Raw genomic sequence first — 26,768 nt, forward strand, 5'->3', positions numbered from 1 at the left:
GGAAAACCCGATGAGAGCTTTTACCCAACACACAGGATTGGTCGCGCCGTTGGACCGTGCCAACGTCGACACCGACCAGATCATCCCCAAGCAGTTCTTGAAGTCGATCAAGCGCACCGGTTTCGGCCCCAACCTGTTCGACGAGTGGCGCTACCTGGACGTGGGCTATGCCTACCAGGACAACTCCAAGCGCCCGTTGAACAAGGACTTCGTGCTCAACGCCGAGCGCTACCAGGGCGCCAGCGTGTTGCTGGCCCGGGAAAACTTCGGTTGCGGCTCCAGCCGTGAACACGCGCCGTGGGCCCTGGAAGAATATGGCTTTCGCAGCATCATCGCGCCGAGCTACGCCGACATCTTCTTCAACAACAGCTTCAAGAACGGCCTTTTGCCGATCATCCTGAGCGACGCAGAAGTGGACGAGCTGTTCAAGCAGGTTGAAGCCGATGTCGGCTACCAGCTGACCGTCGACCTGGCCGCGCAGACCGTGACCCGTCCGGACGGCAAGGTGTATCACTTTGAGGTGGACGCGTTCCGCAAGCACTGCCTGCTCAACGGCCTGGACGACATCGGCCTGACCTTGCAGGACGGCGATGCGATTGCGGCGTTTGAAGCCAAGCACCGGGCCAGCCAGCCTTGGTTGTTTCGTGATGCGTAATTCTATGTAGGCTGCACTGGCCCCTTCGCGAGCAAGCCCGCTCCCACATTCGACCGAGTTCCTCGAGTTGAAATGCGATCAAATGTGGGAGCGGGCTTGCTCGCGAAAGGGCCTGTACGAACAACACAAAAGCCAGGAACATCACCATGACCAACACCGCCCACACCCAAGTCGTGCAAAAACAATTCGGCGAGCAAGCCTCGGCCTACCTGAGCAGTGCCGTGCACGCCCAGGGCACCGAGTTCGCACTGCTCCAGGCCGAGCTGGCCGGGCAGGGCAGTGCACGACTGCTGGACCTGGGCTGCGGCGCCGGGCATGTGAGTTTCCAGGTGGCGCCACTGGTCAAGGAAGTCGTGGCCTACGACCTGTCCCAGCAGATGCTCGACGTGGTGGCCGGCGCCGCCAAGGACCGTGGCCTGGGCAATATCCGCACTGTCCACGGTGCCGCCGAACGCCTGCCGTTTGCCGACGGCGAGTTTGACTTTGTGTTCAGCCGCTACTCGGCCCATCACTGGAGCGACCTCGGCCTGGCCCTGCGGGAAGTGCGCCGGGTGCTCAAGCCGGGTGGCGTGGCGGCGTTCGTCGATGTGTTGTCACCGGGCAGCCCACTGTTGGACACTTACCTGCAAACCGTCGAGGTGCTGCGCGACACCAGCCACGTGCGTGATTACTCCGCCGCCGAATGGCTGCGCCAGCTCAGCGAAGCCGGCCTGCATGTGCGCACCAGCCGCCGCCAGCGCCTGCGCCTGGAATACACCTCGTGGGTCGAACGCATGCGTACGCCGCAGGCGCTGCGCGCCGCGATCCTTGAGCTGCAGCAGGCGATGGGCCAGGAAGTGCGCGATTATTACGAGATTCAAGCCGACGGCACCTTCAGCACCGACGTGCTGGTGGTCTTCGCCGAGCGCTGATTAACTTTTTCCGACCTGCCCACGGGCAGGTCGCTTGATGAAATGAGGAACGCATGAGCAAGCAGATTCTGATTCTCCCTGGCGACGGTATTGGTCCGGAAATCATGGCCGAAGCGGTCAAAGTCCTGGAACTCGCCAACAGCAAGTACAGCCTGGGCTTCGAATTGAGCCACGACGTGATCGGCGGCGCCGCCATCGACAAGCATGGCGTGCCGCTGGCTGACGAAACCCTGGACCGCGCCCGCGCGGCCGACGCCGTGCTGCTCGGCGCCGTGGGTGGCCCGAAGTGGGACAAGATCGAGCGTGACATCCGTCCTGAGCGCGGCCTGCTGAAAATCCGTGCGCAACTGGGCCTGTTCGGCAACCTGCGCCCGGCGATCCTCTACCCGCAACTGGCCGATGCCTCGAGCCTCAAGCCGGAAGTGGTCGCGGGCCTGGATATCCTGATCGTGCGCGAACTGACCGGCGGTATCTATTTCGGCTCGCCACGCGGCGTGCGCGAGTTGGAAAATGGTGAGCGCCAGGCCTACGACACCCTGCCGTACAGCGAGAGCGAAATCCGCCGGATCGCCCGTGTCGGCTTCGACATGGCCCGCGTGCGTGGCAAGAAAGTCTGCTCGGTGGACAAGGCCAACGTGCTGGCGTCCAGCCAGCTGTGGCGTGAAATCGTCGAAGAAGTCGCCAAGGACTACCCGGACGTCGAGCTGAGCCACATGTACGTCGATAACGCCGCCATGCAACTGGTGCGTGCGCCGAAGCAGTTCGACGTGATCGTCACCGACAACCTGTTCGGCGACATCCTGTCCGACCAGGCGTCGATGCTCACCGGCTCCATCGGCATGCTGCCGTCGGCGTCCCTGGACACCAACAACAAGGGCATGTACGAGCCTTGCCATGGTTCGGCGCCGGACATCGCGGGCCAGGGCATTGCCAACCCGCTGGCGACCATCCTGTCGGTGTCGATGATGCTGCGCTACAGCTTCAACCTGGGCGAAGCGGCGGATGCAATCGAGAAGGCCGTGAGCCTGGTTCTGGATCAAGGTTTGCGTACCGGCGACATCTGGTCGCAGGGTTGCACCAAGGTCGGCACACAAGAAATGGGCGACGCAGTAGTCGCCGCGCTGCGGAATCTGTAATCTCTCGGGCCCGCTTGCAGTTGTTGCTGCAAGGCGGCCCACTTTTTAACAAGGTGTAGTTGCGATGAAACGTGTAGGTCTGATCGGTTGGCGCGGTATGGTCGGTTCCGTGCTCATGCAGCGGATGCTGGAAGAGCAGGATTTCGATCTTATTGAGCCGGTGTTTTTCACCACTTCGAATGTCGGTGGCCAAGGGCCGTCCGTGGGCAAGGATATTGCCCCGCTCAAGGACGCCTACAGCATTGAAGAGCTGAAAACCCTCGACGTGATTCTGACCTGCCAGGGTGGCGACTACACCAGCGAAGTCTTCCCCAAGCTGCGTGAAGCCGGCTGGCAGGGCTACTGGATCGACGCCGCCTCGAGCCTGCGTATGCAGGACGACGCGGTGATCATCCTCGACCCGGTCAACCGCAAGGTCATCGACCAGCAGCTGGATGCCGGCACCAAGAACTACGTCGGCGGCAACTGCACCGTCAGCCTGATGCTGATGGGCCTGGGCGGCTTGTTCGAAGCCGGCCTGGTCGAGTGGATGAGCGCGATGACGTATCAGGCGGCCTCCGGTGCCGGCGCGCAGAACATGCGTGAGCTGATCAAGCAGATGGGCGCGACCCACGCGGCCGTCGCCGATCAACTGGCCGACCCGGCCAGCGCGATCCTCGACATCGACCGCCGTGTGGCCGAAGCCATGCGCAGCGATGCCTACCCGACCGAGAACTTCGGCGTACCGCTGGCCGGCAGCCTGATCCCGTGGATCGACAAGGAACTGCCGAACGGCCAGAGCCGTGAAGAGTGGAAGGCCCAGGCCGAAACCAACAAGATCCTCGGGCGCTTCAAGAACCCGATCCCGGTGGACGGCATCTGCGTGCGCATCGGCGCCATGCGCTGCCACAGCCAGGCGCTGACCATCAAGCTGAACAAAGACGTGCCGATCGCCGATATCGAAGGGTTGATCAGCCAGCACAACCCGTGGGTCAAGCTGGTACCGAACAACCGCGACATCAGCATGCAGGAGCTGAGCCCGACCAAGGTCACCGGCACCCTGAATGTACCGGTGGGCCGTCTGCGCAAGTTGAACATGGGCAGCCAGTTCCTCGGCGCATTCACCGTGGGCGACCAGCTGCTGTGGGGCGCGGCGGAGCCGCTGCGTCGCATGCTGCGGATCTTGCTGGAGCGTTGATCGCTTCCTTGCATTGAAAAACCCCGTGACCTGGTGACAGGTGCGGGGTTTTTTATTGCCCTGGAGGGCCTCATCGCGGGCAAGCCAGCTCCCACATTTGATCGCATTTCAACTGAAGAAACTCGGTCGAATGTGGGAGCGGGCTTGCCTGCGATGAGGCCATCAGCCACACCACAAGCCCCAGGCTAATTGCCTCACCCCCAGCCACCCGGTAAAGTGCCGCTCCCCCCGCAATGCCCGAGGCAGCCCCATGACCCAGACCTTTGAAATCGCCGTGATCGGCGCCACCGGCACCGTTGGTGAAACCCTGGTGCAGATCCTCGAAGAACTGGATTTTCCGGTGGGCACCCTGTATCTGCTGGCGGGCAGCAACTCCGCCGGGGCATCGGTGCCGTTTCGCGGCAAGAATGTGCGGGTCAAGGAAGTCGACGAGTTCGATTTCAGCAAGGCGCAATTGGCGTTCTTCGCGGCGGGGCCGGCAGTGACCCTGAGCTTTGCGCCGCGGGCCACGGCCGCCGGATGCTCGGTGATCGACCTGTCGGGCGCCTTGCCCGCAGAGCAGGCGCCCCACGTGGTGCCGGAGGCCAATGCTGAGGTGCTGAAGGGGCTGAAAAAGCCATTCCAGCTCGCCAGTCCCAGCCCCTCTGCCACCAACCTGGCCGTGGTCCTGGCGCCATTGCGCGGCCTGCTGGATATCCAGCGGGTGAATGTCACCGCCTGCCTGGCAGTCTCCGCCCAGGGCCGTGAGGCCGTCAGCGAGCTGGCCCGGCAAACCGCCGAGCTGCTGAACGTGCGTCCGCTGGAGCCGCAGTTCTTTGATCGGCAGATGGCGTTCAACCTGCTGGCGCAAGTCGGCACGCCAGATGCCCAGGGCCACACCGCGCTGGAAAAACGCCTCGTCCACGAACTGCGCGCGGTGCTGGGCTTGCCGTCCCTGAAGATTTCCGCCACTTGCGTTCAAGCCCCGGTGTTTTTTGGCGATAGCCTGACAGTGTCGTTGCAATTGGGGGCGGCGGTGGATCTGGCTGTCGTCAATCGCGCGCTGGACGCAGCGCCCGGCATCGAGCTGGTCGAGGAGGGGGATTACCCTACCGCCGTGGGCGACGCGGTGGGCCAGGATGTGGTCTATGTGGGCCGAGTGCGCGCCGGTGTGGATGACCCGGCGGAACTAAATTTGTGGCTGGCGTCAGATAACGTACGCAAAGGCGCAGCGCTTAACGCCGTACAGCTGGCGCAGTTGTTGATAAAAGGCCTTGCGTAAAAGATACTTGGCGGCAATTTGTAGATTGATTCTAGCCAGGCGCTATGCTTGGCCCGAAGCGGAACAGAAGCGTGTCGGTGACCTATCGGCTCGCCATGCCTTATGGCAGCGGTTACCAACCTTCTCGCAGGCCGGGGAGTGTTCAAACAAAGGATGAGGCTATGGTTCAAGTTCGCAAACTGGTGTTAGCAATAGCGGCCGCCTCGGCGCTGTCCTCCGGTATGGCGCAGGCGCTGCAGCTGGGGGAGATGACCCTCAAGTCGAAGTTGAACCAGCCGTTGTCGGTGGAAATCGAATTGCTCGATGTCGGTGGCCTCACGGCGTCCGAGATCACCCCGAGCCTGGCTTCCGACCAGGCGTTTGTGGATGCCGGGGTTGACCGCCAGGCCTTTCTCAATGACCTGACCTTCACGCCGGTGGTCAATCCCAACGGCCGCAGCGTGGTGCGTGTCACCTCCAGCAAGCCGTTGCCCGATTCCTACGTACGCTTCCTGCTGCAGGTGCAATGGCCCAACGGCCGCCTGATGCGCGACTACAGCGTGTTGCTTGACCCGGCAAAATTCGACCAGCCAGCGCCGACGGCAGCAGCCCCCGCACCGCGTGCGGGGACTGCAGCCAGCACCGCGCCTGCCGCGACCAAGCCTGCGCAACACACAACCACCTCCCGCGATACCTTGTGGGAAATTGCCGCGAAGAACCGCAACGGCGGTTCGGTACAGCAGACCATGCTGGCTATCCAGGCGCTCAACCCCGATGCGTTTATCGACGGCAATATCAACCGCCTGAAAACCGGCCAGGTCCTGCGCCTGCCCGACACGGTGCAAAGCACCGCACTTGCGCAACCACAGGCGATTGCCGAAGTCAGCGCACAGAACGCCGCCTGGCGTGAGGGGCGCCGTTCGGGCACGAATCAAGCAGCAGGCAAGCAACAGCTGGACGCCACCCGGCGTACCCAGGCCGGCAATGCACCGGCAAGCACCAACGCCAAGGACAACCTGAGCCTGGTCTCGGCCGAAGCAGCGCGCAAAGGCGGCAAGGGCAAGGCCGGCGACGGCCAGGCGCTGAGCGACAAGCTGGCGATGACCCAGGAACAACTCGACACCACTCGCCGCGACAACGAAGAGCTGAAAAGCCGTGCGGCCGACTTGCAGAGCCAGTTGGACAAGCTGCAAAAGCTGATTCAGCTGAAGAACGATCAACTCGCGCGCTTGCAGGCGGAGAAGGGTGATCCGAGCGCGCAGGCCACGGCGGCGATGCCCGCGCAGTTGGCCAGCGACCCGGCGGCCGCTTCAACGGCCCCTGCAGCCCCGGCCGCTGCCGCTACGCCAGCAGCGCCCGCACCCGAGCCGATCAAGCCGGAGGCTGCGCCCGCCACCACCGAAGGCAAATTCAATGACCTGCTGACCAACCCGATCGTCCTGGGGGTGATCGGCGGTGCGGCGGGCTTGCTGGTGCTGCTGCTCCTGCTGTTGTGGGCGCGTCATCGCAATGCGCGCCTGGAAGAGGAAAAGCACCTGCGCATGGCGCGGGCCCTGGCTGAAGAGCCGGCCTTCACCTCCAATATCGACCATGACCTGCCGCCCGACAGCTTCGAAGGCCTGGAAGTACCGCCGCCGAACGTCAAGCTGGCGGCCGCTCCCGCGCCGGCCCCCGTGGTTGAACCGGCGGTGGTGGCGCCGACGGTTGCTTCGGTGCTCGCCCCGCTGGCCGTTGCCGTGGCCCCGGAAAACACCAACGACGCATTGGTACAGGCGCAGTCGCATATAGACCGTGGCCATCTGAACCAGGCCGCTGACGTGTTGGAGCAAGCTATCAAGCACGAGCCCAAGCGCAGCGACCTGCGCTTGAAGCTGATGGAAGTCTACGGCCTGCAAAACGACAAGGACGGTTTTGTCACCCAGGAGCGCCAACTGGTCGCCAACGGTGAAAACCATGCCCAGGTCGAACAGCTCAAGAGCCGCTTCCCGGCCATGGCGGTGCTGGCGGCAGGCGTCAGTGCCGCCGTCGCCGCGGCCGCGCTGGATGCCCAGTACGTCAAGGATTTGCTTGAAGACAAACCCGCGGCCCCTGAGCCAGAGGCGTTCGACACCGATTTCGACCTGAGCCTGGACGATCTCGAAGCGGCTTCGCCGGCCGAGGTCAAGGGTGATCAGCAGACGTTTGAATCGCTGTTGCAGCAGCAGACCGAAGCCAAGGCGAGCCCGGATGATCTCTCGGACTTCGACCTCGACCTGCAGTTGGATGCCCCGGTTTCGGCGCAGTCCGACGACGACTTCCTCTCCGGCCTTGAAGACCAGATGAAGGATGTGCCGGCGGTCGAGCCGCCGACCCTGACGCCTGCGGCGCTGGATGACTTCGACCTGCCGGAAGATTTCGACCTGTCCCTGGCCGACGAGCCGGAGGCCAACGCCAAGCCGGATGCCTTCGCCTCGGAGCTGGATGACGTCAACGCCGAGCTGGATCGCCTGTCGCAGAGCCTGGAACACCCCTCCATCGAGCCGTCCTTCACCGCTGAAGACGCGGCGCTGGGCGGAGATGAGCCGGAGTTCGACTTCCTCTCCGGCACTGACGAAGTCGCCACCAAGCTCGACCTGGCCCAAGCCTATATCGACATGGGCGACGCCGACGGTGCGCGGGATATCCTTTCCGAAGTGCTCACCGAAGGTGATGAAGTGCAGCGCGGCGAGGCCAAGGAAATGCTCGGCCGACTGGCGTAACAGTCAATAGTTGATGCAGCGGCGACCTTCGGGTCGCCGTTTTGCTTTTGTCGGCGCTGGTTTGCCGGCGATACCCTTCGCTCGGTTTTACCGAAAGACCGGGTCGCTTGCATCGCAGGCAAGCCAGCTCCGGCACAAATCGGCATAATGGCGGCCTTTGCGCAACTCATCAGGCTCTCAGTTCTTGGCAAATATAGATAATCCGGTCGCCGAAATGGCGGCTGACGGCTTTTACCGCATCGCCCTGGGCGTGGAATACAAAGGTTCGCGCTATCGCGGCTGGCAGCGTCAGGCCTCGGGTGTGTTGACGGTGCAGGAAACCCTCGAGAATGCCCTGGCGAAAGTCGCCGACTCCCCCATATCGCTGATGTGCGCCGGACGCACCGATGCCGGCGTGCATGCGTGCGGCCAGGTGGTGCACTTTGACACCCAGGCCGAGCGTTCGATGAAAGCGTGGGTGATGGGCGCCAATATCAATTTGCCGCATGACGTCAGCGTCAGCTGGGCCAAGGTCATGCCGGCGCACTTTCATGCGCGTTTCAAGGCGATTGCCCGGCGTTATCGCTACGTGATCTACAACGACCAGATCCGCCCGGCGCACCTCAACCAGGAAATTACCTGGAACCACCGCCCGCTGGACGCCGAGCGCATGGCCGAGGCCGCGCAGCACTTGGTCGGCGTGCATGATTTCAGCGCCTTTCGCGCGGGGCAGTGCCAGGCCAAGTCGCCGATCAAGGAAGTCCACCACCTGCGCGTGACCCGTCACGGCAAGATGATCGTGCTGGATATCCGTGCCGGGGCGTTCCTGCACCATATGGTACGAAATATTGCCGGTGTACTGATGACCATCGGTACCGGCGAGCGTCCGGTTGAATGGGCCAAGGAAGTGCTGGAAAGCCGTATACGCCGCACCGGCGGGGTGACGGCGCATCCGTTCGGCCTGTACCTGGTGCAAGTGGAGTACCGTGACGAGTTCGAACTGCCGGAGCGTTTCATCGGGCCACACTTCCTCACAGGTTTCAGTGAACTTGGCGGCTGACGCCCGGAAAAGCTTTTGTTACCATCCGGGACTTTCTCGGTTCAACCCCTGAGGTTTCTACGATATGTCTGCCGTTCGCAGCAAGATTTGCGGGATTACCCGCATAGAAGACGCGCTGGCGGCAGTCGAGGCGGGGGCGGATGCCATCGGTTTCGTGTTTTATGCACGCAGTCCGAGGGCGGTGAATGTGTTGCAGGCGCGGGCGATCATCAATGCCTTGCCGCCGTTTGTGACCACCGTGGGCCTGTTCGTCAATGCCAGCCGCTGCGAACTCAACGAAACCCTGGATGCCGTGCCGCTGGATATGCTGCAGTTTCACGGCGACGAAACCCCTGATGAGTGCGAAAGCTACCAGCGCCCGTATATCAAGGCGTTGCGGGTCAAGGCCGGTGACGATATCGCCCGTGCCTGCGCCGCCTATACCGGTGCACGCGGGATCCTCCTGGATACGTATGTCGAAGGTGTGCCCGGTGGCACCGGTGAGGCGTTCGACTGGTCGCTGATTCCTCCGGGGCTGAGCAAGCCGATCATCCTCGCCGGGGGGCTCAACCCCGACAACGTCGGCGCGGCGATCGCGCAGGTGCGCCCGTATGCGGTGGACGTCAGCGGTGGGGTAGAGCAGGGCAAGGGCATCAAGGATCACAGCAAGATTCGCGCATTCATGCAGGCTGTGCGCAACAGCAGTGGCGGGATGTGACGGCTGGCAGTCTGCCGCCGTCCATAACTACCACTGTGTAAAACAGCCCGGCGCCGCCTGTGGGTGGCCCGGCAATGAAGTGGCAAGCCTGCGCTGGCAGGTTGTCTGGAAGGCTGAGGATGCAGGCGGGAAATGGCTGGTCGAACACCTGACCCCGTCCCACCTGTGTCATCGCCACATATGAATTTAGCTCAAGGGCATACGCGGGGCTGTGTTCAAGCCACCGGTACTGGAGAAAGAAAGCATGAGCAACTGGTTAGTAGACAAACTGATCCCTTCGATCATGCGTTCCGAGGTGAAGAAAAGCTCGGTTCCTGAAGGTCTGTGGCACAAGTGCCCATCCTGCGACGCGGTGTTGTACCGCCCCGAGCTGGAAAAGACCCTGGACGTTTGCCCCAAGTGCAATCACCACATGCGTATCGGCGCCCGCGCCCGCATCGATATCTTCCTCGACGCCGAAGGCCGTAACGAGCTGGGTGCGGACCTGGAGCCGGTTGACCGCCTGAAGTTTCGCGACGGCAAGAAGTACAAGGACCGCCTGACCGCTGCGCAAAAGCAGACCGGTGAGAAGGACGCACTGATTTCTGTCAGCGGCAAGCTGCTGGGCATGCCGGTGGTGGTGTCGGCGTTCGAGTTTTCCTTCATGGGCGGTTCCATGGGGGCCATCGTCGGCGAGCGCTTTGTTCGCGCTGCCAACTACGCCCTGGAAAACCGTTGCCCGATGATCTGCTTCGCCGCCTCTGGTGGTGCGCGTATGCAGGAAGCCCTGATCTCCCTGATGCAAATGGCCAAGACTTCTGCGGTACTGGCGCGTCTGCGCGAGGAAGGCATTCCATTCATCTCCGTACTGACCGACCCGGTCTACGGCGGCGTTTCCGCCAGCCTGGCGATGCTTGGTGACGTGATCGTCGGTGAGCCAAAAGCCCTGATCGGCTTCGCCGGCCCGCGCGTAATCGAGCAGACCGTGCGCGAAAAACTGCCGGAAGGCTTCCAGCGCAGCGAGTTCCTGTTGGAGCATGGCGCCATCGACCTGATCATCCCGCGCGGCGAACTGCGTCCACGCCTGGGTAACCTGCTGGCACAAATGATGGGCCTGCCGACCCCTGTGTACGTCGCGCCTAAAGTCGAGCCAATCGTCGTCCCACCGGTGCCTGCAAACCTATGACCCAACGTACCCTCGGCGAATGGCTCGCCTACCTTGAGCAGTTGCATCCGTCCGCCATCGACATGGGCCTGGAGCGCTCGCAACAGGTAGCGGCCCGCCTTGGGTTGGGTCGGCCGGCGCCGCGAGTGATCACGGTGACCGGCACCAACGGCAAAGGCTCTACGTGTGCCTTTGTCGCGGCGCTGCTGCAGGCCCAAGGGCTGAAAGTCGGCGTCTACAACTCTCCGCACCTGCTGCGCTACAACGAGCGGGTGCAGCTCAATGGCGTCGAAGCCACGGATGAGCAACTCTGCGAAGCCTTTGCGGCACTTGATGCCGGCCGGGGCGAGATCTCCCTGACTTACTTCGAAATGGGCACCCTGGCGGCGTTCTGGTTGTTCGAGCGCGCGCAACTCGATGTGGTGGTGCTGGAAGTTGGCCTGGGCGGGCGCCTGGACACGGTCAACGTGGTGGATGCCGACATGGCCCTGGTCACCAGCATTGGTGTGGACCATGCCGACTACCTGGGCAATACCCGTGAGTCGGTGGCTTATGAAAAGGCCGGGATCTTTCGCCAGGGCAAGCCTGCGCTGTGTGGGGACGTGGATCCGCCGTCTACCTTGCTCGACAAGGTGCGTGAGCTGGATTGCCCGTTCTTCCTGCGCGGTCGTGAATTCAATCTCGAGATCGGTGACCTGCACTGGCAGTGGCGCGGGCGTGATGCGCGTGGCCAGTTGGTGGAGCTGCATGACCTGCCGCTGTTGAACCTGCCGATGGAAAATGCCGCGCTCGCGCTGCAAGCCTATCTGCTGCTGGATCTGCCGTGGGATGCCGCGCAGATTGCGGCGACGTTGCTGGCGACCCGCGTAGTGGGGCGCCTGGATCGTCGTGAATTCGAATGGCAAGGCAAGCGCCTGAACCTGCTGCTGGATGTGGGGCATAACCCGCATGCGGCCGAGTACCTGGCGCAGCGCCTGTCACGCACGCCACCGGTCGGGCGTCGCCTGGCGGTCTTCGGGTTGTTGGCGGACAAGGACCTGGATGGCGTGGTTGCGCCGCTGCTGGCGAGCGTCCAGGCTTGGGCGGTCGCGCCGCTGGATACGCCGCGAAGCCGTCCTGCGGTTGAGTTGGAAAAGGCGTTGCAGAACCTTGGTGCGCCGGTGGCGTCGTATGCAAGCCTGACCGCAGCCCTTGAGGCGCAGTGTGCGGTGGCGACGGCCGAGGACGAAATTCTGTTGTTCGGATCATTTTATTGTGTTGCCGAGGCGCTTGAGTGGTTGGCCCGGCGCTCCACGGAGGAAGCTGCACATGGCATTACTGGATAGCGCATACAAGCAGCGAATGGTCGGAGCCCTGGTTCTGGTGGCATTGGCGGTGATCTTCCTGCCGATGCTGTTTTCCCGCCAGGACGAACAGCGCCAGGTGGTGGTGGAGGCGCCAGCCGCGCCGCAGGCACCGGCGGTGCCGCAGGTGCAGGTTGAGCCAGTGGTGGTGCCCGAGCCGCAGGTCCTGCCGGAAGAAGAACCGGTGCCGACCGATGATGAAGTGGCCGCGCAACAGGCGCCGTCGATGCCCGTGCAGCCAAGCGTGCCGGTGGTCAAGCCGGCTCCGGCCGCGCCTGTCGCCGCTGCCAAGCCCGCAGCGCCGGCACCGGCGCCCAAGCCGGTCGCGCCGCAGCCTGCCGCACCGGGTAAGCCGGACGTGGGGCAGAGCCGTATCGACCCGAATGGCCTGCCGATCAGTTGGTCGATTCAAGTCGCCAGCCTGGGCAATCGCGACGGCGCCGATGCGCTGCAGAAAAAGCTGCGTAGCCAGGGGTATAACGCCTATATCCGCAGTGCCGACGGCAAGAACCGGGTGTTTATCGGGCCGCTGATCGAGCGTGCCGAGGCCGACCGTCTGCGCGACTTGCTGGATCGCCAGCAGAACTTGAAGGGGTTCGTCACCCGTTTCCAGCCTGAGCGCGGTTGATCACTGTCACTCTCTGGTTGGAATGCTGGCCAAATGTGGGAGCTGGCTTGCCGCGATGGCGGTGGTTGCAGTCGACAGCGATGTTGAATGCGCCGCCCTCATTGCAGGCAAGCCTGTTCCCACATTGGTTTTGGGGCTGGGTTGAAGTTGGACGGGGTCTCCAAACCATTGATTTGCAAAGCACCCGCAATCACAGCTTACCGACAGCCCGACGCTCTGCTAAAATGCGCCGCCTTATCCGTCCGTAGGCTCAAACGTGCCATTTACCTGGGTTGACTGGGCGATCGTTGCAATCGTCGCCATCTCCGCTTTGATCAGTCTAAGCCGCGGCTTCGTAAAAGAAGCACTGTCGTTGCTGACCTGGATCATCGCAGGAGTCGTAGCCTGGATGTTCGGCGGTTCATTGTCGGTTTACCTGGCCGGATACATCGAGACACCTTCGGCTCGCGTCATCGCGGGCTGCGCCATCATGTTCATCGCCACGCTGCTGGTGGGGGCAATGGTCAATTATCTTATTGGCGAGTTGATACGTGTCACCGGCCTCTCCGGGACCGATCGATTTCTCGGCATGGCCTTCGGCGCCGCGCGTGGCGCGTTGCTGGTGGTCGTGGCGGTCGGGCTGTTGAGCCTGGGGCCGGTACAGCAGGATTCGTGGTGGCAGGAGTCGGTACTCGTGCCAAAATTTCTATTGGTTGCAGATTGGTCCAAGAACCTCATATTGGGGTGGAGCAGTCAGTGGCTGGCCAGCGGAATCAGCGTACCCGCTGATCTTCCGTTCAAGGAACACCTCTTGCCGGCCAAAACGCCTCAGTAAGCTGTGTTCAGTCAAGATTCATTAAGTAGGGGTTGCGTCGCATGTGTGGCATCGTCGGTATCGTCGGTAAGTCGAACGTCAATCAGGCGCTGTATGACGCGCTAACCGTCCTCCAGCACCGCGGCCAGGACGCTGCCGGTATTGTGACCAGCCACGACGGCCGGTTATTCCTGCGCAAGGACAATGGCCTGGTGCGTGACGTGTTCCATCAGCGTCACATGCAGCGCCTCGTCGGGCACATGGGCATTGGCCATGTGCGTTACCCGACTGCCGGTAGCTCCACATCGGCCGAAGCTCAACCGTTTTACGTCAACTCGCCTTACGGCATCACCCTGGCGCACAACGGTAACCTGACCAACGTTGAACAGCTGGCCAAGGAGATTTACGAATCTGACCTGCGCCACGTCAACACCAGCTCCGACTCAGAAGTGCTGCTCAACGTGTTCGCCCACGAGCTGGCCCAGCGCGGCAAGCTGCAGCCGACCGAAGAAGACGTGTTCGCCGCCGTGACCGACGTGCATAACCGTTGCGTCGGTGGCTACGCGGTGGTGGCGATGGTTACCGGCTACGGCATCGTCGGCTTCCGTGACCCGCACGGCATCCGTCCGATCGTGTTCGGCCAGCGTCACACCGACGAGGGCGTCGAGTACATGATCGCCTCCGAAAGCGTGTCCCTGGACGTGCTGGGCTTCACCCTGATCCGCGACCTGGCGCCGGGCGAAGCGGTGTACATCACCGAAGATGGCAAGCTGCACACCCGTCAGTGCGCCGTGGCGCCGAAACTCACCCCGTGCATCTTCGAACACGTCTACCTGGCGCGTCCGGATTCGATCATCGACGGTGTTTCGGTGTACAAGGCGCGCCTGCGCATGGGCGAGAAGCTGGCCGAGAAGATCCTGCGCGAGCGTCCTGAGCACGACATCGACGTGGTCATCCCGATCCCGGACACCAGCCGCACGGCTGCGCTGGAATTGGCCAACCACCTGGGCGTCAAATTCCGCGAAGGCTTCGTGAAGAACCGCTACATCGGCCGTACCTTCATCATGCCGGGCCAGGCGGCGCGCAAGAAGTCGGTACGCCAGAAGCTCAACGCCATCGAGCTGGAATTCCGCGGCAAGAACGTGATGCTGGTGGACGACTCCATCGTGCGTGGCACCACGTGCAAGCAGATCATCCAGATGGCCCGTGAAGCCGGCGCCAAGAACGTGTACTTCTGTTCCGCAGCGCCTGCCGTGCGCTACCCGAACGTCTACGGTATCGACATGCCGAGCGCCCACGAACTGATCGCTCACAACCGTACGACCCAGGACGTGGCCGACCTCATCGGCGCCGATTGGCTGATCTACCAGGATCTGCCGGACCTGATCGAAGCGGTCGGCGGTGGCAAGATCAAGATCGACCAGTTCGACTGCGCCGTGTTCGACGGCAAGTACGTGACCGGTGATGTCGACGAGGCCTACCTGAACAAGATCGAGCAGGCGCGCAACGACTCCTCGAAGATCAAGACCCAGGCGGTCAGCGCGATCATCGATCTGTACAACAACTGAGTAGACACCGGCCCTGAGGGGCCGGTTTTGTATCTTAAATGAAGAATTGAGTAAGGAGTCACAGCATGAGTCAGGAATGGGATGCCGGTCGGTTGGACAGCGACCTCGATGGCGTAGCTTTCGATACCCTGGCTGTGCGCGCTGGCCAGCACCGCACGCCGGAAGGCGAACACGGTGACCCGATGTTCTTCACTTCCAGCTACGTGTTTCGCACTGCCGCCGACGCCGCTGCGCGCTTCGCCGGTGAAGTGCCGGGCAACGTGTATTCGCGCTACACCAACCCGACCGTGCGTGCGTTCGAAGAACGTATCGCGGCCCTGGAAGGCGCGGAGCAGGCCGTGGCTACCGCCACTGGCATGGCGGCGATCCTGGCGGTGGTGATGAGCCTGTGCAGCGCCGGCGACCATGTGCTGGTTTCGCGCAGCGTGTTCGGTTCGACCATCAGCCTGTTCGAGAAGTACTTCAAGCGCTTCGGCATCGAGGTGGACTACGTGCCCCTGGCGGATCTTTCCGGCTGGGACGCGGCAATCAAGGCCAACACCAAGTTGCTGTTCGTCGAATCGCCGTCCAACCCGCTGGCAGAGCTGGTGGACATCGCCGCGTTGTCCGAAGTGGCTCACGCCAAGGGCGCGATGCTGGTGGTCGACAACTGCTTCTGCACCCCGGCGTTGCAGCAGCCGCTGAAGTTGGGCGCGGACGTCGTGGTGCACTCGGCGACCAAGTTCATCGACGGCCAGGGCCGTTGCATGGGCGGTGTGGTGGCCGGTCGCAGCGAGCAGATGAAGGAAGTCGTCGGGTTTTTGCGCACGGCTGGCCCGACCCTGAGCCCGTTCAACGCGTGGATTTTCCTCAAGGGCCTGGAAACCCTCAGCCTGCGGATGAAGGCCCACTGCGCCAACGCCCAGGCCCTGGCCGAATGGCTGGAGCAGCAGGACGGTATCGAGAAGGTGCATTACGCCGGTCTCAAGAGCCATCCGCAGCATGAGTTGGCCCAGCGCCAGCAGCGCGGTTTCGGTGCCGTGGTGAGTTTCGAGGTCAAGGGTGGCAAGGAGGGCGCATGGCGCTTTATCGACGCGACTCGACTGATCTCCATCACCGCCAACCTGGGTGACAGCAAGACCACCATCACCCACCCAAGCACCACCTCCCACGGCCGCCTGGCGCCGCAGGAGCGTGAAGCCGCCGGTATCCGCGACAGCCTGATCCGTATTGCGGTAGGCCTGGAAGATGTAGCCGACCTGCAAGCTGACCTGGCTCGCGGGCTGGCAGCCTTGTGATCGAGTGGTCCATGGAAGCTGCAGCGGCCAGTAACGGCCGCGTCGCATTGGTCACTGGGGCGGCCCGGGGCATTGGCCTCGGGATTGCTGCGTGGCTGATCAGTGAAGGCTGGCAGGTGGTATTGACGGACCTGGACCGCGAACGCGGTTCCAAGGTGTCCAAGGTGCTGGGCGACAACGCCTGGTTTATCACCATGGACGTGGCGGACGAGAAGCAGGTGGCCCAGGGTGTCGCCGAAGTGCTGGGGCAGTTTGGTCGCCTGGATGCGTTGGTGTGCAACGCGGCAGTGGCCGACCCGCGCAATATCACCCTGGAAAGCCTCGACCTGGCTTACTGGAATCGTGTGCTGGCGGTGAACCTCAGTGGGCCGATGTTGCTGGCCAAGCACTGTGCGCCGTACCTGCGCGCCCATGGCGGGGCGATCGTCAACTTGGCGTCGACCCGGGCCCGTCAATCGGAGCCGGACACCGAGGCCTACGCGGCAAGCAAGGGCGGCTTGCTGGCGCTGACTCACGCATTGGCGATCAGCCTGGGTCCGGAGGTGCGGGTGAACGCCGTCAGTCCCGGCTGGATCGATGCGCGTGATCCTGCGGCGCGCCGTGCCGAGCCGTTGACGGACGCCGACCATGCCCAGCATCCGGCGGGCAGGGTGGGGACGGTGGAGGATGTGGCGGCGATGGTGGCGTGGTTGTTGTCGCGTCAGGCCGGGTTTGTCACCGGGCAGGAGTTCGTGGTCGACGGTGGCATGAGCAAGAAGATGATTTACAGCGAGTAGGCGGTCTTGAAGCCATTTTGTCTTTTTCAGAAAAACTTCAAGCAGGCTATTGACTTAGGTCCGCTACCTGCGTAAATTTCGCGGCCTCAACGAAGCAAAGGGTGATTAGCTCAGCTGGGAGAGCATCTGCCTTACAAGCAGAGGGTCGGCGGTTCGATCCCGTCATCACCCACCACTTCTTGAGAGTTTTGCCTTCGGGCAAGACGCAACGTTAAGGTTGCACCGACGCGCAGCGGTAGTTCAGTCGGTTAGAATACCGGCCTGTCACGCCGGGGGTCGCGGGTTCGAGTCCCGTCCGCTGCGCCATATTTTCCAGGTTCGATTCGTCGGGCTTGAGATTGAACAGCCAAGGCTGGTCGATCAGATGTTTCAAGACGGTTGTGGGGTTTACCCGTAGCTGGTCAAGCGATACGCAGCGGTAGTTCAGTCGGTTAGAATACCGGCCTGTCACGCCGGGGGTCGCGGGTTCGAGTCCCGTCCGCTGCGCCATATCTGCCTCAAGGCCCACTGAACGCCTTGAAGCACAAAGAAAGCCTCTGGCTACTTTGATCCGATAGCAAAGACCCTGGTCGAAAGACCGGGGTTTTTTGTGTCTGCGATTTATGAAATGTGCGAGCCCGCTCATGGGCAATGGCGAACTCACGGACGCCATCGCCCGCGAGCGGGCTCCTACAGGTTTTGCCTCAAAAGCCTAGTTTGTCGCGCAAGCCGTAGTACCAGGCGCCCAGTGCGGCAAACGGCGTGCGCAGCAGTTGGCCGCCCGGGAATGGGTAGTGGGGCAGGTCGGCAAACGCATCAAAACGCTCTGCCTGGCCTCGAAGGGCTTCTGCCAGTACCTTGCCGGCCAAGTGTGTGTACGTCACGCCATGGCCGCTGCAGCCCTGCGAGTAGTAGATGTTGTCGCCCAGGCGGCCGACCTGTGGCAAACGCGACAGGGTCAGCAGGAAATTGCCGGTCCAGGCGTAGTCGATTTTCACGTCCTTGAGCTGCGGGAAGGCCTTGAGCATCTTCGGACGGATAATCGCCTCGATGTTCGCCGGGTCACGCGCGCCATACACCACGCCGCCGCCGAAAATCAGGCGCTTGTCGCTGGTGAGGCGGTAGTAGTCGAGCAGGTAGTTGCAGTCTTCGACGCAGTAATCCTGCGGCAGCAGCGACTTGGCCAGTTCGTCACCCAGCGGTGCGGTGGTGATGACTTGCGTGCCGCAGGGCATCGACTTGGCTGCCAGCTCCGGCACCAGGTTGCCCAGGTAGGCATTGCCCGCGACGATGATGAACTTGGCCCTGACCTTGCCCTCGGCGGTGTGCACTACGGGATTGGCGCCGCGCTCGATGCGCACTGCCGCGGACTGCTCATAGATGCTGCCGCCCAGGGATTCCACCGCCGCTGCTTCGCCCAGCGCCAGGTTGAGGGGGTGGATGTGCCCGCCGCTCATGTCGAGCAGGCCGCCGACATAGTTGTCACACGCCACGACCTCGCGGATGCGACGTTCGTCCAGCAACTCCAGCTGGGTATGGCCGTAACGCTCCCACAGGCGCTTCTGCGACTCCAGGTGGCCCATGTGCTTGCTGTTGAGTGCAGCGAACACGCCGCCGTCCTTCAGGTCGCACTGGATCTGGTACTTGGCCACCCGCTCGCGAATGATCTTGCCGCCTTCGAACGCCATCTGTCCGAGCAACTGTGCCTGCTTGGGGCCGACGCTGCGCTCGATCACGTCGATGTCACGGCTATAACTGTTGACGATCTGCCCGCCATTGCGACCAGAGGCACCAAAGCCGACCTTCGCGGCTTCCAGCACGGTCACGCGAAAACCGTTCTCCAGCAGGAACAGCGCGCTGGAAAGGCCGGTGTAGCCAGCACCGATCACGCACACGTCGGTTTCGACCTCGCCTTGCAGGCTTGGGCGTGGCGGTACGGCATTCGCGGAAGCGGCGTAATATGACTGGGGGTAGGGGGTGTTCGCCATCCTGGAACCTCTGTTTTATATTTTTTACGAGTGTCCCGATCCTACCTGAGTTGAAAATTGCCTGCCAGCCACCGAAAAAATACCGATGTGACGGCCGCAAATAAAAAATTCGCATATTCATAGGGTTAGCTGCAAAAAAGATGTTGACACCCCTCCGGAATTCCGTAGAATGCCGCCTCACAGCAGGCACGTAGCTCAGTTGGTTAGAGCACCACCTTGACATGGTGGGGGTCGTTGGTTCGAGTCCAATCGCGCCTACCAAACAAAATCCGCTCTGCTGGGCGGTCTAGAAGGGCTCACCGAAAGGTGGGCCCTTTTTTGTTGCCTGCGATTTGCAAAACTTTTGCAAAACTTTTGCAAAACCCCCACCTCAGAACGCCAATTCGGCGCCCACCTCCAGGTACTCGATCTTCTTTTCGTCGTGCCCCTCCTGATAGTGTTTCGTCATCTTCTCGTCAGCGTGGCCCATCAGCGCCTGGATGTACTCCTGCGGGAATTTCTGCTGCTCGTACAGCCACGCGCCCAATGCGCGGATCTCGTGAAAAGTGGGGCGCTCGCCGGCTGGCACATGGTCGTAGGCGTGCGCGGCATCCCTGGCCTTGCTGAACTCCTTGGTCAGGTAGTCCGGCGTCACGGATGTCCAGTGGTCCTTGGCGTCGATCTGTTCGCGCCGGCGGGCTTTGGGTTTGTAGTGGATCAAGTACGGCGATGCGAGCGGCGACCGCAGGCACTCCCCGACAACCTCCCGCAGCGCTGCGCCCATGGTGATCTTCAGGTGCACAGGGTTTTCGTACCCCTGGGTTTTCCCCGGCGACACGGTGAGCGTGTTCTTTTCCATGTCAGCGGCAGACTTCAGCCAGGTGACTATGTCGTCCCTGCGCTGAAGGCTGGCCAGGGCCAGGCGGATTGCCCGCTTCAGCCATGGCGGGGTTGTCGCTGCATCGATGATCATCTTCAATCCGTCAAGCGTGTGGCGCTGGCGCTTCTTCTCGGCCTCTTTCTTCACCAGAGTCAGCTCGGCGTTGTTGCGCTCAGCCAGGCCCTTGGCAACCGCAAAGGCGAAGATCTGCACCCACAGCCCGCGGTGCTTCGTGTAGGCGTTGTTGCTGAAGTTATCCAGGTACTCGGCCATGGCCAGTACATCCAGCTGCCCAATCAGACGGTCGCCCAGATCCTGCCGGTATCGTTCGAGCTTGAACTTGATCTCCTCGAGGGTGCGCGCGGCGTATGAGCGATCCGGCAGCCATTCCTCTTCGAAGCGTGTCAGCAGGTTGCTCACGATTGGTAGGCGGTCACCGGTCAACACGGCCAGCAGCGAGCCGTCATCTACGACCAACTCGGCGAACTTGAGGTTTGCTGCCCGGGCCAGCTTGATTGCCTCTTCCAGGGGGCGGTTGATACTGGTCATCACGCCGGTGACCGGGTTGCGGTACCGCCAATACTTCCCGTTCGGGTAAAGGTTCGGCGGTAGCTTTCTGTTTTGCAGCGTGCGGGGCCGGGCAGCCATCACCCGATCTCCAGCATCTTGGCCAGCAGCGGATCATTCGATCCCATGACCGCTGCCTGCACATCGACGAAATACATCCCGCCTTTTACCTCTCCAATCACTTCGCCTTCCTCGATCCATTTTTTCAACTGCTGCAGGCTCGGCTTTCCGCCGACGTACCGCAACTTCCTGTATTCACCGGCCTCCATGAGGCGCGGCAGCTTGACCGTAATCTGGGCCAGAACTTTTGCCATGATGATGCTCCGCGCCGCGCTGGGCGGCAGAAGGTGGGTTAGGGTTTGGCGATCTTGTTCCAGCCACCCTGGCGATGTGTTTCGTGGTAGGTGTCAACGCCGCGGTGCTTCCCGTGACTGATGCGGCAGAGCTTGCAGATCCGGGAATCACCAAAGTCGCCGTACTTCACCATCTCGAACCTGGTCCAGCGATGGCCGAATGGCTTGCAGATCACAGTTCTGGCCGTCATCACGATGGCGTTCCAGAGCTTGGGATGCTTGGAGTGCAGGTCGTTGTGGATGTGGTTAAGCCGCATCCCCATGCGCCAGCGCAGCGGCCGGCTCTTGTCACCTTTGCGGAACGGTTCGGTGATGAGTTTTCCGATTTGTTTGAGCACAGGAATACCTCGCCCGCCGCTCACCGGCAGGCATGTAGGGGGATTGGGGTTAGGGAAATGTGGTGCCGATTTGCGCCGCTACGACGGTGATTGCACGGCGGAGCGCGCCACCTCGATCCGCGTCTTCGGTCCAGCCGATGTTCTCGCCGAATCCGCGCCGCTCGACCATCACGTATTGCAGGTTGGTGAACCAGAGAATGCTGAGCTGGAGGCTTGTCGCAAGGCGCATTGCATCGCCGTCATTGGTCAGCGGGGACCAGATGACATCCAGACCTGACTTTTTATCGACGATCCATATCCCGCCGGAAGGGCAGTGCCGGTTTTCTTCAAGATCAATGCCCGCCGCTTTCGCTGCAAGATCCAGCAGCTCACAGTCGTTCATGGCCTGGGCCCCTTGGATAGTTCATCGGCGGCAATCTCAAAGGCCCTGAGCTTGTCGTACATGCCTTTGACGATTCGCTCATCCAGGCTAAGCGGGTTGAGCAGGTCATCCAGCGCTTGGCCCTTGGCTCGAATCCAGGCCTTGTGCGCATCGATTGCAGATGAGAAAACGCCAAGCGCCTTTCGGTTTCCGCCATTGCTGCACTGTGCGATGTAGTTGCCTCGGGACTTGACGAAACTCACGCCTATCAACCCGCCATCCTTGCTGGTACACCTCGTCCAGAACATGTTCACGCTCTTTGGCACAAAGCAGCAGGTTTCCGGCGAGTAGCGGGTGCCGTCGCCGAGGATGTCCTTGTCCAGTTCGTTACCCTGCCAGGGCTGCTGTTCCATCCACGCCTTGAAAGCCGCGAAGCTTTTCCACTCGTCGCAAATCGTTGCCTTTGCGTAGGCAGGGTTGCGAGCCCTGAACTTCGCGTTGTGGCACCGCATGAGCATCAATGACCAGCGCCTGTAATAGGGGCAGTCAAAATCGACAACTCGCCGCCGTACGCCGCCAACCATGTTGGACGTCCTCGACTGGATGGCGTAGCCAGCGTCGTTTACTCCCCATCCGCAAACCAGTTCGTTCATGGCTTAGGGCCTCGGTAGATGAAGACGTAGGCGAACCAGAGGGTGGCGATCATGGCGTCACCTCATCAGGTTTGTATTTGGTCAGCCGCCACTTGGTGTTGTTGCTCTGGCTGTGGTCCGACTCGACCAGGCCTTCGCACTTCATGAGTTCAAGCTCGCGGCGGATCTGTTTGGTGGTGAGCGGCTCGATATGGAACCGGAACCACCAGGTGCAGAACCAGTTGTCGCGGGAGCCGCCGGCGCCGCTCATGTACGTGGTGATGCGCTGGCGTAGGGTCATGGCGACACCCGCTTGAACTCGACCACCCAGACCCACGGGTTGGCGTCCCACTCGCCGCCGGTTTTTTGCCAAAGGTTGGCGAACGCCCAAGTCGCCGTGCCAAGGCACTCGTTCGGACTGGATGTCTTGTCCCACATCCATCCATTGCGCTGCGGGTGATGCGCTTCGGGCGCAGGGCAGTCACCGACTTCAGTCCAGCCGCTGCCGGTATGCCCGCACTTGCGGCCGTAGTCGGTGAAGAAGCAGCCCTCGGCCTTGGCCTGGTCCTCGCTGATGTCCTGCAACCGCTCGACGCGCACGTCGGTGATCTCGAGCAGGATGCGGCTGACCCAGCGGGGCATATGGATGGATGGGCGGCCCTTGCCTGGCTTGATCATTTCGCATCCGGCCTGCCTAATAGCCCCATCTGCCGGGTACAGGATCGGCTCGCCCTGGCTCAGGTGTCGCGGCGCGAGCACGTCAACCTGTGCGTCAGCTATCCATGTTTCGCGCACCCACAGCCGATCACCGCGCTGGCCATACGGGCAGCCACCGTACATGGCTAGCTCCGCGGCGCACTCTTGCTCAGTCGCGCCGAAAGCGGCGAAACCCCACCGTGGATGGTCTTGAACGACGGCAATCCACTGATGGTCCGGGGAATCGGATTTGCTGCGGCTCGGGATCTGACTGCCTCTGACCAGGCGGCGCGTGACCGTTTTTTGTCCGGACAGAATCGCGCGAACCATTGCACCGTTGAAAAGAATGGGCCGTTCTTTATGGAATGGATCCGGCGCCTCGCGGGGTTTGGCCATTTTCGCCTGGCACCGTTTGCAGCTGACAAGGTCGCGCTTGTGGGTGCCATCCCACGACACCTCGGAGTCTTCGTTAAGACCGCAGGCGGAGAGCGACCAGCGCTCGTTATCCTGGGTGTAGCCTGAGTCGACGATGAGGTGGTTTTTTCTGGCCATAGGTCGTCCTTGCCGCTATAGCGGCTGACTTTGAAGGGGGAGGGGTTACTTGCGGAGTGTTCGAACTGCGGCGTCGTATTTGAGCGGATCGACATTTGGGTATTGCTGAACGATTTCCATCAGGCGCTCGCGCTCAGGATCGACAGGCAGACCAACCGCTACCGGCGCGGGCTGCTCGGCGTAGAGCGGCACAACTCTGTAAGGGCCGTTTTGTGTTGCTGAAATTTCAGATGCGTTAACGCTGCGCCGCGCCTCGTCGACAGTGCGGAATGGAACGTATGACTTTGATCCAACTTTCCAATTTGCCCACGCCACCGGCTCGCCCTGGGGCTGCGCTGGCTGCTCGGCGTAGAGATTGCAACGATCCCGATATGCGGTTTCGCCTTCACCGGGGAGACGAGTCGGCACAGATCCACGGCCATTGCACTTCTGGCATTTGTGCACCGGTTCGCGCCGGCCCAGCGCGGGCTGCTCGGCTGGCTTGAGCGCGGCGATGATCAAGCGCAAACCTCGCCGGGCGCTGTCTGCCAGCTCAACGTCGTAAACGCTGACGGCAACATTCAGCGCCTTCAAGGCTAACTCAGCCTCCGGCACCAGGCTTCCCAGTGCTCCCTCCCGCTCATCGGCTGCGGTCAGGCGCTGCTGCAAGGCATCACGCTCGCGGATCGCCTGAGCGTGCTTGCCACGCCAGTGCAGCACGGCGTCCAGTTCTTCAACCGTTTGAATTACCTTGCTCATGCTTAGAACCTCAATTGTCGGTGCCGGTGTAGGTGCGCCATGGCACCTTCACGCCGTTGACCAGAAAGCCCCAGTCACCACGCCACTTGCTGGTGATGAATAGGGTGTAGACGCCGCCGGGTGAGACCTCGTCGATACGGTGGTACTCGCCGTGATTGAGGCGCGCGGTGTCGCCCGGCCTCCGACTCTTCATTGACAGCTTGCAGAGATCGTCCTGCTCTTCCCGCCACAGCAGAGGAAGGCCTGGTGTCAGCATTTCGAAGTAGGTCGCAGGATCTAGCCGTTGTTCGGTGTACCAGCCGCGCAGGATGATCGTGCGGGCGTTCCACGGGTGGTCGTGTAGGTCCCGGTCTTCGTCGTGCCGCATGATGTGGTGCACGCGGAACGACCACGGGAACCACCACAGCGCCGGCTTGTGCGTATCGCGGGAGTAGGGGTTGAACAACCACCAGCGGCCCATGTAGCGGGTCTGGCCGTCGGCGGACATGATGTGCAGGTACGGGGTGCGCTGGGCGCGAGCGATGATCCAGGCGGCAACCGCTGGGCGCGCGAGCAGCTTGGCGACCAGGCGCCAGAACAAATTGATCACGGGGAGTCCTTGCCGGGCCATGCCCGGGCGGTGGAGTGGGGGAGTTATGCAGCGTGTGCTTGGCGCTGCTCGGCGAGCCACGGGTCGTTTGCTCCTGCGATAGCCGCCATTGGCGGCGGGCTCACGCTATTGCCGCACATGTGCACTTGCTGGGTGATGGTGAAGGGCTTGCCGTCGGATCCGTGGGTGATGATGTAGCCGGCGGGGAACCCCTGGGCCTTGTACAGCTCAGGTGGCTTGAGCATCCGCAGGCAGATATCGACGATCACGTAGGGCGTGCCCTTCACCATCACCGTGACCAGGGCCAGCCGGTCCTTGGTGGTGACCGTGGGTGCCGGTGCATCGCAGGCGCTGGTGTTCTCGGTCCCGTAATAGCTGATCAGGAATGCAGCGACCCGCAGGGCGCCCGCTTCGTGTTCCGGCGACAGGGTGAGCGACACCAAGGAGCTTTTGCCACCGCCGCCAGCCGTGATGGTCGGTGCCGGCTCGTCCAGGCCCTGGCCAACGCTGCCGCCGAATGCCCGCTCCATGAAAGCGCTGACCAACCCGTGGTGCTGGCCGCCGGCGCTGATGGTGTGCAGCGGGTCATTTGCGTCCCGTGCATCACAGTTGCCGCGCATGTGCACCAGGTGCGCCGTCGCCAGCTGCTGCTGGCTGCCGGTGTTGGTCACCGTGGTCATGGGCTCATCCATGCCTTTGGCGTGGGTGGTGTTGAATCCGCCGTTGGCCTGGATCATCACCGCGGTGCTGACGGACTGGCCGCCGCCGCTGGCAGTGACGGTGCCGATCGGGCCGCAGATGTCGTTCACCCCGTGGGAGCGGCGCTTGTTTGCGCCAGAGCCCTCGCCGTGCCCAGCCTGGACGATGCAGGCGGAAGCCAACGAGCGGTGGTTCTGGGTCATCACCGTGCCCACCGGCTGGTCCATGCCCATCGGCTTGCCTGAGTACTCCGGGCCACCGGCCCCAACCATCAACGGGCTTATCAGCGTCAGCTCGCCGCGGTTCGCACAGGTCACTGTCGGCAGCGGTTCGAGAGGGTCATTGATTCGATCGCTGCCCTGGTGCGTTGCCGGTGCGATCACCGGGCTGACCACGGAGAAGGCACCACCCTTTGGATAGGAGGTGATTGTGCGCAGCGGCTCATCGGCAGACTGCACCGACTCACCCGACCAGTTCGCAATCGGCACAATGAAAGGCGCCGGGTTGTCGATGACGAACTTCTTCATGCCCTTGGCAACCCGGCGCAACGTTGCGTCGGCCAGGTCCTTCTTGCGGCCGAAGATGCTTTTGCCCAGGTCGGTGAAGTCGATGCAGTCAGCGGCGGTCTTCCACTTTTGCTGGCCCTTGACCGGGTTCTTCGCGTGAGTAGGCTCCGGCCAGACGATCGGCCGGCCATCGCACCGGGCGATCATGAACAGGCGCTCCCGGCTGGTCGGTGCGCCGAAGTCGCATGCCCTGATCACCTTCCACTCCACGACATAACCCATCCCTTCCAGCAGCGCCACAAACCGACGCCAGGTGCGGCCACGCTGCTTCGGATCAGGGACCAGGAACTGGTTCGATACCGGCACTTGCTCGCCCGGTGCGGCGATTCGGTTGGTGGTCTTTCCCTTCTTGGTTGGGTGCGGCACCTGGTCCAGGGTCACCACCCGCCCGCTGGCCTTGTCACGCTTGGCGATCAATCGGCCCCACTGCAGGATCTGCTTCACGTTTTCCAGGCTGATCACCCGGGGGCGCTTCTTGCCTCCCCACTTGAGGCCGATCCACGACAGGTTGCGTATCTCACGTTTGCGCGGCTGGCCGCCGGCAGCCTGGCTGTGGTGGGTGCAGTCCGGTGACATGTGGAACCAGCCCACGGCCTTGCCGCCGCATTCGGTGTCCGGGTCACCGTCGAACACGTCGGTGGTGAAGTGCTTGGCGCCTGGGTGATTTACGGTGTGCATGCTGATCGCCGCGGCGCTGTGGTTCTTGGCCACGTTCACCGCGCGGCCCAG

At 62.4% G+C, this 26,768-nt stretch carries 26 protein-coding genes and 4 tRNA genes; 19 read left to right on the plus strand and 11 right to left on the minus strand.

Annotated elements, in window-relative coordinates; all coding sequences use genetic code 11:
* Nucleotides 1–10: 10 nt before the first annotated feature.
* The 18 genes from leuD (at nt 11) to BBG20_RS14370 (ending at nt 17,611) form a co-directional block, all read left to right on the plus strand.
* Nucleotides 11–655, plus strand: coding sequence for a 3-isopropylmalate dehydratase small subunit (gene leuD / locus BBG20_RS14285; RefSeq protein WP_065904531.1), 645 nt, complete (start codon nt 11–13; stop codon nt 653–655).
* Between the two features lie 146 nt (nt 656–801).
* Complete coding sequence (locus BBG20_RS14290; protein ID WP_065904533.1) at nt 802–1,566, plus strand: class I SAM-dependent methyltransferase; 765 nt, start codon at nt 802–804, stop codon at nt 1,564–1,566.
* Between the two features lie 53 nt (nt 1,567–1,619).
* The gene (gene leuB / locus BBG20_RS14295) at nt 1,620–2,702 is read left to right on the plus strand and encodes a 3-isopropylmalate dehydrogenase (protein WP_065904535.1); all 1,083 of its coding nucleotides are present in this window, start codon (nt 1,620–1,622) and stop codon (nt 2,700–2,702) included.
* 64 nt (nt 2,703–2,766) lie between these two features.
* Complete coding sequence (asd, locus tag BBG20_RS14300) at nt 2,767–3,879, plus strand: aspartate-semialdehyde dehydrogenase (RefSeq protein WP_005789767.1); 1,113 nt, start codon at nt 2,767–2,769, stop codon at nt 3,877–3,879.
* A gap of 250 nt (nt 3,880–4,129) precedes the next feature.
* Nucleotides 4,130–5,140: an aspartate-semialdehyde dehydrogenase gene (locus tag BBG20_RS14305; protein WP_065904539.1), complete on the plus strand. Its 1,011-nt coding sequence runs from the start codon at nt 4,130–4,132 to the stop codon at nt 5,138–5,140.
* 161 nt (nt 5,141–5,301) lie between these two features.
* Nucleotides 5,302–7,857: a FimV/HubP family polar landmark protein gene (locus BBG20_RS14310; protein WP_065904541.1), complete on the plus strand. Its 2,556-nt coding sequence runs from the start codon at nt 5,302–5,304 to the stop codon at nt 7,855–7,857.
* 214 nt (nt 7,858–8,071) lie between these two features.
* Nucleotides 8,072–8,896: a tRNA pseudouridine(38-40) synthase TruA gene (gene truA, locus BBG20_RS14315; protein ID WP_065904543.1), complete on the plus strand. Its 825-nt coding sequence runs from the start codon at nt 8,072–8,074 to the stop codon at nt 8,894–8,896.
* A 64-nt stretch (nt 8,897–8,960) separates the two neighbouring features.
* Nucleotides 8,961–9,593: a phosphoribosylanthranilate isomerase gene (locus tag BBG20_RS14320; RefSeq protein ID WP_065904545.1), complete on the plus strand. Its 633-nt coding sequence runs from the start codon at nt 8,961–8,963 to the stop codon at nt 9,591–9,593.
* Between the two features lie 244 nt (nt 9,594–9,837).
* Nucleotides 9,838–10,758 (plus strand): acetyl-CoA carboxylase, carboxyltransferase subunit beta, encoded by a 921-nt coding sequence (gene accD / locus BBG20_RS14325; protein ID WP_025856447.1) that lies wholly within the window; start codon nt 9,838–9,840, stop codon nt 10,756–10,758.
* Entirely contained in the window at nt 10,755–12,062 is a 1,308-nt protein-coding gene (gene folC, locus BBG20_RS14330; protein WP_065904547.1) for a bifunctional tetrahydrofolate synthase/dihydrofolate synthase, read from the plus strand. Before accD ends, folC begins: the two co-directional genes overlap by 4 nt.
* Nucleotides 12,046–12,708, plus strand: a complete 663-nt coding sequence (locus BBG20_RS14335; RefSeq protein ID WP_065904548.1) for an SPOR domain-containing protein — start codon at nt 12,046–12,048, stop codon at nt 12,706–12,708. Before folC ends, BBG20_RS14335 begins: the two co-directional genes overlap by 17 nt.
* A gap of 256 nt (nt 12,709–12,964) precedes the next feature.
* A complete protein-coding gene (locus tag BBG20_RS14340; RefSeq protein ID WP_003192538.1) occupies nt 12,965–13,522 on the plus strand; it encodes a CvpA family protein in 558 nt (185 codons plus the stop codon).
* Between the two features lie 41 nt (nt 13,523–13,563).
* Nucleotides 13,564–15,069, plus strand: a complete 1,506-nt coding sequence (purF, locus tag BBG20_RS14345; protein ID WP_065904549.1) for an amidophosphoribosyltransferase — start codon at nt 13,564–13,566, stop codon at nt 15,067–15,069.
* Nucleotides 15,070–15,134: 65 nt separating this feature from the next.
* Nucleotides 15,135–16,346, plus strand: coding sequence for an O-succinylhomoserine sulfhydrylase (locus tag BBG20_RS14350; protein ID WP_065904550.1), 1,212 nt, complete (start codon nt 15,135–15,137; stop codon nt 16,344–16,346).
* An 11-nt stretch (nt 16,347–16,357) separates the two neighbouring features.
* Nucleotides 16,358–17,122, plus strand: a complete 765-nt coding sequence (locus tag BBG20_RS14355) for an SDR family oxidoreductase (RefSeq protein ID WP_065904573.1) — start codon at nt 16,358–16,360, stop codon at nt 17,120–17,122.
* Between the two features lie 99 nt (nt 17,123–17,221).
* Nucleotides 17,222–17,297: transfer RNA gene (locus tag BBG20_RS14360), tRNA-Val, on the plus strand.
* A gap of 54 nt (nt 17,298–17,351) precedes the next feature.
* Nucleotides 17,352–17,428, plus strand: a tRNA-Asp gene (locus tag BBG20_RS14365).
* Nucleotides 17,429–17,534: 106 nt separating this feature from the next.
* Nucleotides 17,535–17,611 (plus strand) — tRNA-Asp (locus tag BBG20_RS14370).
* 194 nt (nt 17,612–17,805) lie between these two features.
* Here the strand turns inward: BBG20_RS14370 and BBG20_RS14375 are convergent.
* On the minus strand, nt 17,806–19,089 hold the full coding sequence (locus BBG20_RS14375; RefSeq protein ID WP_065904552.1) for an NAD(P)/FAD-dependent oxidoreductase: 1,284 nt from the start codon (nt 19,087–19,089) through the stop codon (nt 17,806–17,808).
* Nucleotides 19,090–19,273: 184 nt separating this feature from the next.
* Between BBG20_RS14375 and BBG20_RS14380 the strand changes: the two genes are divergently transcribed.
* A tRNA-Val gene (locus BBG20_RS14380) sits at nt 19,274–19,350 on the plus strand.
* Nucleotides 19,351–19,459: 109 nt separating this feature from the next.
* On the opposite strand, the gene BBG20_RS14385 is transcribed toward BBG20_RS14380, so the two are convergent.
* From BBG20_RS14385 to BBG20_RS14430, 10 genes are all read right to left on the minus strand, one after another.
* On the minus strand, nt 19,460–20,596 hold the full coding sequence (locus BBG20_RS14385; RefSeq protein ID WP_065904554.1) for a tyrosine-type recombinase/integrase: 1,137 nt from the start codon (nt 20,594–20,596) through the stop codon (nt 19,460–19,462).
* Nucleotides 20,596–20,829: a hypothetical protein gene (locus BBG20_RS14390; RefSeq protein WP_049712342.1), complete on the minus strand. Its 234-nt coding sequence runs from the start codon at nt 20,827–20,829 to the stop codon at nt 20,596–20,598. The genes BBG20_RS14385 and BBG20_RS14390 overlap by 1 nt, the downstream gene beginning before the upstream one ends.
* A gap of 38 nt (nt 20,830–20,867) precedes the next feature.
* Complete coding sequence (locus tag BBG20_RS14395) at nt 20,868–21,206, minus strand: hypothetical protein (protein WP_065904557.1); 339 nt, start codon at nt 21,204–21,206, stop codon at nt 20,868–20,870.
* Nucleotides 21,207–21,255: 49 nt separating this feature from the next.
* The gene (locus BBG20_RS14400) at nt 21,256–21,588 is read right to left on the minus strand and encodes a hypothetical protein (protein ID WP_065904559.1); all 333 of its coding nucleotides are present in this window, start codon (nt 21,586–21,588) and stop codon (nt 21,256–21,258) included.
* The gene (locus BBG20_RS14405; RefSeq protein ID WP_141697288.1) at nt 21,585–22,220 is read right to left on the minus strand and encodes a hypothetical protein; all 636 of its coding nucleotides are present in this window, start codon (nt 22,218–22,220) and stop codon (nt 21,585–21,587) included. The genes BBG20_RS14400 and BBG20_RS14405 overlap by 4 nt, the downstream gene beginning before the upstream one ends.
* A 49-nt stretch (nt 22,221–22,269) precedes the next feature.
* Nucleotides 22,270–22,500, minus strand: coding sequence for a hypothetical protein (locus BBG20_RS14410; RefSeq protein ID WP_065904563.1), 231 nt, complete (start codon nt 22,498–22,500; stop codon nt 22,270–22,272).
* Complete coding sequence (locus tag BBG20_RS14415) at nt 22,497–23,447, minus strand: hypothetical protein (protein WP_065904565.1); 951 nt, start codon at nt 23,445–23,447, stop codon at nt 22,497–22,499. The genes BBG20_RS14410 and BBG20_RS14415 overlap by 4 nt, the downstream gene beginning before the upstream one ends.
* A gap of 45 nt (nt 23,448–23,492) precedes the next feature.
* A complete protein-coding gene (locus BBG20_RS14420; RefSeq protein WP_065904567.1) occupies nt 23,493–24,185 on the minus strand; it encodes a hypothetical protein in 693 nt (230 codons plus the stop codon).
* A 10-nt stretch (nt 24,186–24,195) separates the two neighbouring features.
* Nucleotides 24,196–24,774 (minus strand): hypothetical protein, encoded by a 579-nt coding sequence (locus tag BBG20_RS14425; protein WP_065904569.1) that lies wholly within the window; start codon nt 24,772–24,774, stop codon nt 24,196–24,198.
* Nucleotides 24,775–24,818: 44 nt separating this feature from the next.
* The coding region (locus tag BBG20_RS14430) for a DNA cytosine methyltransferase (protein ID WP_065904571.1) at nt 24,819–26,768 on the minus strand (1,950 nt) is incomplete at its 5' end.

The sequence above is a fragment of the Pseudomonas aylmerensis genome (assembly GCF_001702265.1).
Taxonomy (GTDB): domain Bacteria; phylum Pseudomonadota; class Gammaproteobacteria; order Pseudomonadales; family Pseudomonadaceae; genus Aquipseudomonas; species Aquipseudomonas aylmerensis.

Excerpts from the sequence above, each read along its gene's own strand:
- leuD (WP_065904531.1), top strand. The coding sequence starts at position 11 with ATGAGAGCTTTTACCCAACACACAGGATTGGTCGCGCCGTTGGACCGT.
- BBG20_RS14290 (WP_065904533.1), top strand. The coding sequence starts at position 802 with ATGACCAACACCGCCCACACCCAAGTCGTGCAAAAACAATTCGGCGAG.
- leuB (WP_065904535.1), top strand. The coding sequence starts at position 1,620 with ATGAGCAAGCAGATTCTGATTCTCCCTGGCGACGGTATTGGTCCGGAA.
- asd (WP_005789767.1), top strand. The coding sequence starts at position 2,767 with ATGAAACGTGTAGGTCTGATCGGTTGGCGCGGTATGGTCGGTTCCGTG.
- BBG20_RS14305 (WP_065904539.1), top strand. The coding sequence starts at position 4,130 with ATGACCCAGACCTTTGAAATCGCCGTGATCGGCGCCACCGGCACCGTT.
- BBG20_RS14310 (WP_065904541.1), top strand. The coding sequence starts at position 5,302 with ATGGTTCAAGTTCGCAAACTGGTGTTAGCAATAGCGGCCGCCTCGGCG.
- truA (WP_065904543.1), top strand. The coding sequence starts at position 8,072 with ATGGCGGCTGACGGCTTTTACCGCATCGCCCTGGGCGTGGAATACAAA.
- BBG20_RS14320 (WP_065904545.1), top strand. The coding sequence starts at position 8,961 with ATGTCTGCCGTTCGCAGCAAGATTTGCGGGATTACCCGCATAGAAGAC.
- accD (WP_025856447.1), top strand. The coding sequence starts at position 9,838 with ATGAGCAACTGGTTAGTAGACAAACTGATCCCTTCGATCATGCGTTCC.
- folC (WP_065904547.1), top strand. The coding sequence starts at position 10,755 with ATGACCCAACGTACCCTCGGCGAATGGCTCGCCTACCTTGAGCAGTTG.
- BBG20_RS14335 (WP_065904548.1), top strand. The coding sequence starts at position 12,046 with ATGGCATTACTGGATAGCGCATACAAGCAGCGAATGGTCGGAGCCCTG.
- purF (WP_065904549.1), top strand. The coding sequence starts at position 13,564 with ATGTGTGGCATCGTCGGTATCGTCGGTAAGTCGAACGTCAATCAGGCG.
- BBG20_RS14350 (WP_065904550.1), top strand. The coding sequence starts at position 15,135 with ATGAGTCAGGAATGGGATGCCGGTCGGTTGGACAGCGACCTCGATGGC.
- BBG20_RS14355 (WP_065904573.1), top strand. The coding sequence starts at position 16,358 with ATGGAAGCTGCAGCGGCCAGTAACGGCCGCGTCGCATTGGTCACTGGG.
- BBG20_RS14375 (WP_065904552.1), bottom strand. The coding sequence starts at position 19,089 with ATGGCGAACACCCCCTACCCCCAGTCATATTACGCCGCTTCCGCGAAT.
- BBG20_RS14385 (WP_065904554.1), bottom strand. The coding sequence starts at position 20,596 with ATGGCTGCCCGGCCCCGCACGCTGCAAAACAGAAAGCTACCGCCGAAC.
- BBG20_RS14390 (WP_049712342.1), bottom strand. The coding sequence starts at position 20,829 with ATGGCAAAAGTTCTGGCCCAGATTACGGTCAAGCTGCCGCGCCTCATG.
- BBG20_RS14400 (WP_065904559.1), bottom strand. The coding sequence starts at position 21,588 with ATGAACGACTGTGAGCTGCTGGATCTTGCAGCGAAAGCGGCGGGCATT.
- BBG20_RS14405 (WP_141697288.1), bottom strand. The coding sequence starts at position 22,220 with ATGAACGAACTGGTTTGCGGATGGGGAGTAAACGACGCTGGCTACGCC.
- BBG20_RS14410 (WP_065904563.1), bottom strand. The coding sequence starts at position 22,500 with ATGACCCTACGCCAGCGCATCACCACGTACATGAGCGGCGCCGGCGGC.
- BBG20_RS14415 (WP_065904565.1), bottom strand. The coding sequence starts at position 23,447 with ATGGCCAGAAAAAACCACCTCATCGTCGACTCAGGCTACACCCAGGAT.
- BBG20_RS14420 (WP_065904567.1), bottom strand. The coding sequence starts at position 24,185 with ATGAGCAAGGTAATTCAAACGGTTGAAGAACTGGACGCCGTGCTGCAC.